At 45.5% G+C, this 4,470-nt stretch carries 4 protein-coding genes; 2 read left to right on the top strand and 2 right to left on the bottom strand.

Annotation, left to right across the window (positions count from 1 at the left end):
• The first annotated feature begins 1,352 nt into the window (after positions 1-1,352).
• Positions 1,353-1,604 (top strand): RepB family plasmid replication initiator protein, encoded by a 252-nt coding sequence (locus tag FH603_RS27645; protein WP_235985653.1) that lies wholly within the window; start codon positions 1,353-1,355, stop codon positions 1,602-1,604.
• 48 nt (positions 1,605-1,652) lie between these two features.
• Positions 1,653-2,414: an IS5 family transposase gene (locus FH603_RS27640; RefSeq protein ID WP_186742499.1), complete on the top strand. Its 762-nt coding sequence runs from the start codon at positions 1,653-1,655 to the stop codon at positions 2,412-2,414.
• On the opposite strand, the gene FH603_RS27635 is transcribed toward FH603_RS27640, so the two are convergent.
• Both FH603_RS27635 and FH603_RS27630 read right to left on the bottom strand, forming a co-directional pair.
• Positions 2,390-2,959: a M48 family metallopeptidase gene (locus FH603_RS27635; RefSeq protein ID WP_186742497.1), complete on the bottom strand. Its 570-nt coding sequence runs from the start codon at positions 2,957-2,959 to the stop codon at positions 2,390-2,392. The genes FH603_RS27640 and FH603_RS27635 overlap by 25 nt on opposite strands.
• A 1-nt stretch (position 2,960) precedes the next feature.
• The gene (locus FH603_RS27630) at positions 2,961-4,430 is read right to left on the bottom strand and encodes a type I restriction enzyme subunit R domain-containing protein (protein WP_186742495.1); all 1,470 of its coding nucleotides are present in this window, start codon (positions 4,428-4,430) and stop codon (positions 2,961-2,963) included.
• Between the last annotated feature and the right edge of the window lie 40 nt (positions 4,431-4,470).

Genomic DNA, 4,470 nt, shown 5'->3' with positions numbered 1-4,470 from the left:
CTCTCTTGCTCTCTTGCTCTCTTGCTCTCTTGCTCTCTTGCTCTCTTGCTCTCTTGCTCTCTTGCTCTCTTGCTCTCTTGCTCTCTTGCTCTCTTGCTCTCTTGCTCTCTTGCTCTCTTACAAGACCGCTTCGCGCATCGCTCCCATATGGCTCAATGTGGGAAAGGGAAGGTAAGATGAATCTACCGGGTAAACAAATTGATCATTGGGGGGTGGCCAACATTCGTACGAAATGTTCCACCAAGCCAATTCTGCAAGTAAAACAACTCAACTTGAACTGACTGAAGGTTTACTTTGAATGATTGACCGAGTTTGTTGCCCCAAAAACAGGCTCAAAAGCACTCAATTTGCTATGTCCTGACTGAGTAAAGAAACCAACGTTTCCTTTACTGCTCATCGTAACACATTGATTATCTGTATGTGCTGTCCTTGATGGAACATTTCGTACGAATGTGGACGGCCCCCCATCATTGGAGAGGGGGATAATAGAGCGAACTGCGGCAGATAGGGCTTCTTTTAGTAAATGGACAAAGAATTACTCTAAGGAAATTCGATGTACATTTTTGCTGATTATCAACAGTTTACAAAAAAGAGGGTTTTTCGGTACAGCTCGATCAAGCCGTCGAAACGCCGAAATATTACTTCTTAGTTGTACCGTAAACTCATACCACTTTTCAAAGTACCCAATTTTCAAGCCGTATGAGTAGTGGATACAGGCCAAAAACGCCTAGAGTAATTCTTTGTCCAATTACTAATAAAACCCCGATACAGAATAGGGGAAAGTAACAAGTAAATTTTTCTTTCCCCGTTGTCATTAAGTCAGCTTTTCACAAACTGATTAATCTTAGAAAAGTACAAATCGTGAAACAGGTATAACTATAATTATAGTTGTCGGCTCTTTCTATTTTTTCGGTGTTGATTTGCTTTTTCTTTGTTTTCTTTTTTCCCCCTTCATTATGCTTCCTGCGTCAGCTTTTTTTTACTCTAAATGCCGAAAATCAAACGTTTTGTGAATCAAATGTTTTATTTTTTATTTGTTAAGGGGCTTGTAACCAATTGATTTTCACTATAGTTACGGGCCTAAAAGATGACTTTTCGTAAGCTAAAAGATGACTTTTCGTAAGCTAAAAGATGACTTTTCGTAAGTTAAAAGATGACTTTTCGTAAGCTAAAAGACCTCTAAAAGATGACTTTTCGTAAGTGAAACCTCTGTAAAAGATGACTTTTTGTAAGCGTATAGAACAGTATAAAATATGACTGCTTTATTTTTTAAGTCATATTTTAGTTTTTAAGTTTGGGGCACGAATCAGGCGGTTCCGCTTCTCACAACTTCCCCGACCTGACCGGCCCCAATGGACAAAGTTAAACCAACTATGGTTCTCTTCGAGAACTCCCTCAATCGGATCGCCGTCAATCTCTCCAAGCTACAGCGAAACTTATTCTACATGGTCTGCTCTCAAATCCAGCCTGACCATACAGCCGAAACTATCTACGAGATTTCGGCTATCGAGTTGATGGAACGCACTGGCGATAAAATCAACTATGCCAGGCTGCGCCAGCAAACCTTGCAGCTCATTCAGCCTAAGAACGTGTTGGGGAATTGAAAGAGGTTGAGAGTCGTGTCTACTTTGTTGTGACCAAACGACAAAGCAATGACCAAACAATGGCAACCACTGACCGACTCCCAATGGGCGGCAATTTCGCCCTTCCTTGACCTTAAACGCAAGCGAAAGCATGATTTACGGCAGATTATCAACTGCATTCTCTGGCTTTTACGAACCGGCTGTCAGTGGCGGAACCTACCCCATGGTTGGCCTCACTGGCAAGCGGTATACTATTACTTCGACAGATGGAAGACAGATAATCTGTTTGAACGAGTGAATGCGGCTCTCAATGAGTTGGATCGTAAACAAGTGGGTAGAATGCCCACGCCCTCGTTAGTATGTATTGATTCACAGAGTATTAAGCTGAGTCCGATGATTGGTGAGGAGCGTGGTCTTGATCCCAATAAACGGGTCAATGGGCGCAAAAGACAATTCATTGTCGACACCGAAGGGCGGCTTTGGGTAGCTCACGTCCACGCGGCTAACGAAGCAGATGGCCCGGCTGGCTGCACCTTAGTAAGCAGTCTATTGTGGCGGGTTAGTGAGCGCTTAGAGAAGGTGATGGGTGACCAGGCTTACAATGGCGTATTTGCCAAAGAATTAGCACACTGGAGCATTGATTTTGAGAAAGCTTCTCGGCCTGAATCGGCGCAGGGATTTGTACCAATCGCCAAGCGATGGGTGGTTGAGAGAACTATTAGCTGGACGAACTTCTTCCGCCGGATCGTCAAGGATTACGAGTATACGCCATCATCTTCGGTGAGCTGGCTGTACCTAGCCAACATTCAGATCATGCTGCAACGAATTTGACTGATTGACCAAAGATAATTCCCCAACATGTTCTTAGCGTCACAGTTACAGGTGCCCCATTTGGTCTTCATTTTCTTCACCTGGAACTCATTCAACGAGACGCTCATTTTATCCTCCCATTTTTCAATGATTGACGGGGCAAGTTCCTTAAGCCGCTCCCGGTACCAACTCTCCAGAATGTCCTTTCGTTTCTGGGCTTCGGTATCTGGCCGGACGTACAACTCAATGGTGGAGTGGCGGAGTTTAATTTGCGGGGGAGCATCTCGCTCGATTATGGTTAGCAGATAACGTTTACCCAGATAGTAATGACCTTCCTTGTTTAGGTACTCTCGTGGTGTTTCCCGTGGCTGCTCCCGGAACTTGGTCTGCTGCTGCTTGATCCAGCTTAGCTTCGATATTGCGTATATACGGATGGTATCGAGGTTCATCCGCAAGGGGGCCGCAATACGAACCCGACCGGTAGGCGGGTAAACGCTCAGGTGCACGTTCTTGATGTCTTTTTGCACCACATCAACGGTAATATCGCCCAGCATCAGTTGCTCCATGTTAGTATTCGCCCTGCTTTTTTACAATATCAAAAATCCGCTCGGTTTCGGCTACATCATCCAGTACGTCATAGATTGCCTTCTTTACAACATTCTCTCGTGTCTGCATACCTCGCCAACTGTTTGGTTTGTACTCCATGATGCTCTCATGCACTTTCATGGCTAAAACTTCATTGTGGTGGAGGTTGTTGTAGAGCGCCCGTTGGGCGGGGGTACGTAACGCGCTGGGTACATCCTCTTTTTTGCCCGCCTGTACGGTTGCTGCCAGATTGGCCATTTGCTTCAGGTGTTCGGCATAACTGATGGCATTGGCTTTGCGCTCTTTGATAATTTCGCTTAGCAACTTGCTCATGTCTTCAAAAAAGGCCGGGTCAATGAGGTGTTCTTTGATAATCTTTTGTCGGACGTTGTTCTCAATCGTCTCGGCTACGGCCTCCTGACTACTCTTAATGCTGTCGGGCAATTTGTCGATGGCGGCATCCATTCCCGACTGGACAATGAGTTCAATCAGTGACAAATCGCCAAAGGGAGAAATAGGCGTTGGTTCTTCGGCCTGAATGTAATGGTCGATCAAGTGCCGCATATCCGCTTCGTACGCTTTCAGGTCGAGTACTTCACCACTGGCAATCCGTATTTCTTCGCGTAGCTTGAGGTAAAAGTCAACCTGCTTTTTTATGTTCTCCTGCTCATTTACTAGATACCCGGCTTCGTCTAGTTCGGCGGCCAGATTGGCATAAGCCCGAATCAGGGTTACGGTATTCTTATACAAAGCCGTACGACGTAATTCTGTATTTTTCAGTTCCTCTGGAATCTCCGTATTACCGCAGAAATAGTGCTGATAATCGAGTTCAGATTTTGGCGGTTTAACCGGATCACACAATAGGGCAATGGCTTCCAGGGCATTGTCCAGCCGCCCCCGGCCTTTCTTTACACGATCCTGTAAGAGAATGTCGCAGTCTTCTTTCTGGAATTGATCGTAATCCAGTTCGGAGGTGTAGACCTGAATAGCGCCGGTTCCCTTGTCGTTGACCAGGTTCTTGAACAGTTCTTTGTAATCGACAATGTAGCCGAATTGCTTGTCCTCTGAATCCAGACGATTGACCCGGCAAATCGCCTGGAACAAGCCGTGATCCTGCATTTTTTTGTCGATGTACAAGTACGTGCACGTCGGTGCGTCGAAACCGGTCAGGAGTTTATCGACTACAATCAACAACCGCATAGTCGCCGGTTCTTTGATGAAGCGTCTTTTGGCAACGTCTTCGTAGGTCTCCGTCTTGGTTTTGCCTGATACCGGCGTTACGTCCTGCAACAAATCGCTGTACACTTTGTAGATGTACTCTTTTTCGGTATCGGTGTTGGCCCCGGTATCTTCGGAGTTTATGTCTTTTACCGAGGGGTTGTAAGAGTATGTTTTGGATAGTCTAAAAATGAGAGTCCGTCTTATCTTGTAGTTACCAAGCTCCAAGATCATGAACGAATCGTTTCAAGCACTAACGGACTCTCAATGGCAA

The sequence above is a fragment of the Spirosoma utsteinense genome (genome assembly GCF_014282275.1).
GTDB lineage: Bacteria > Bacteroidota > Bacteroidia > Cytophagales > Spirosomataceae > Spirosoma > Spirosoma utsteinense.
This window is presented reverse-complemented; position numbering and strand designations above follow the sequence as displayed.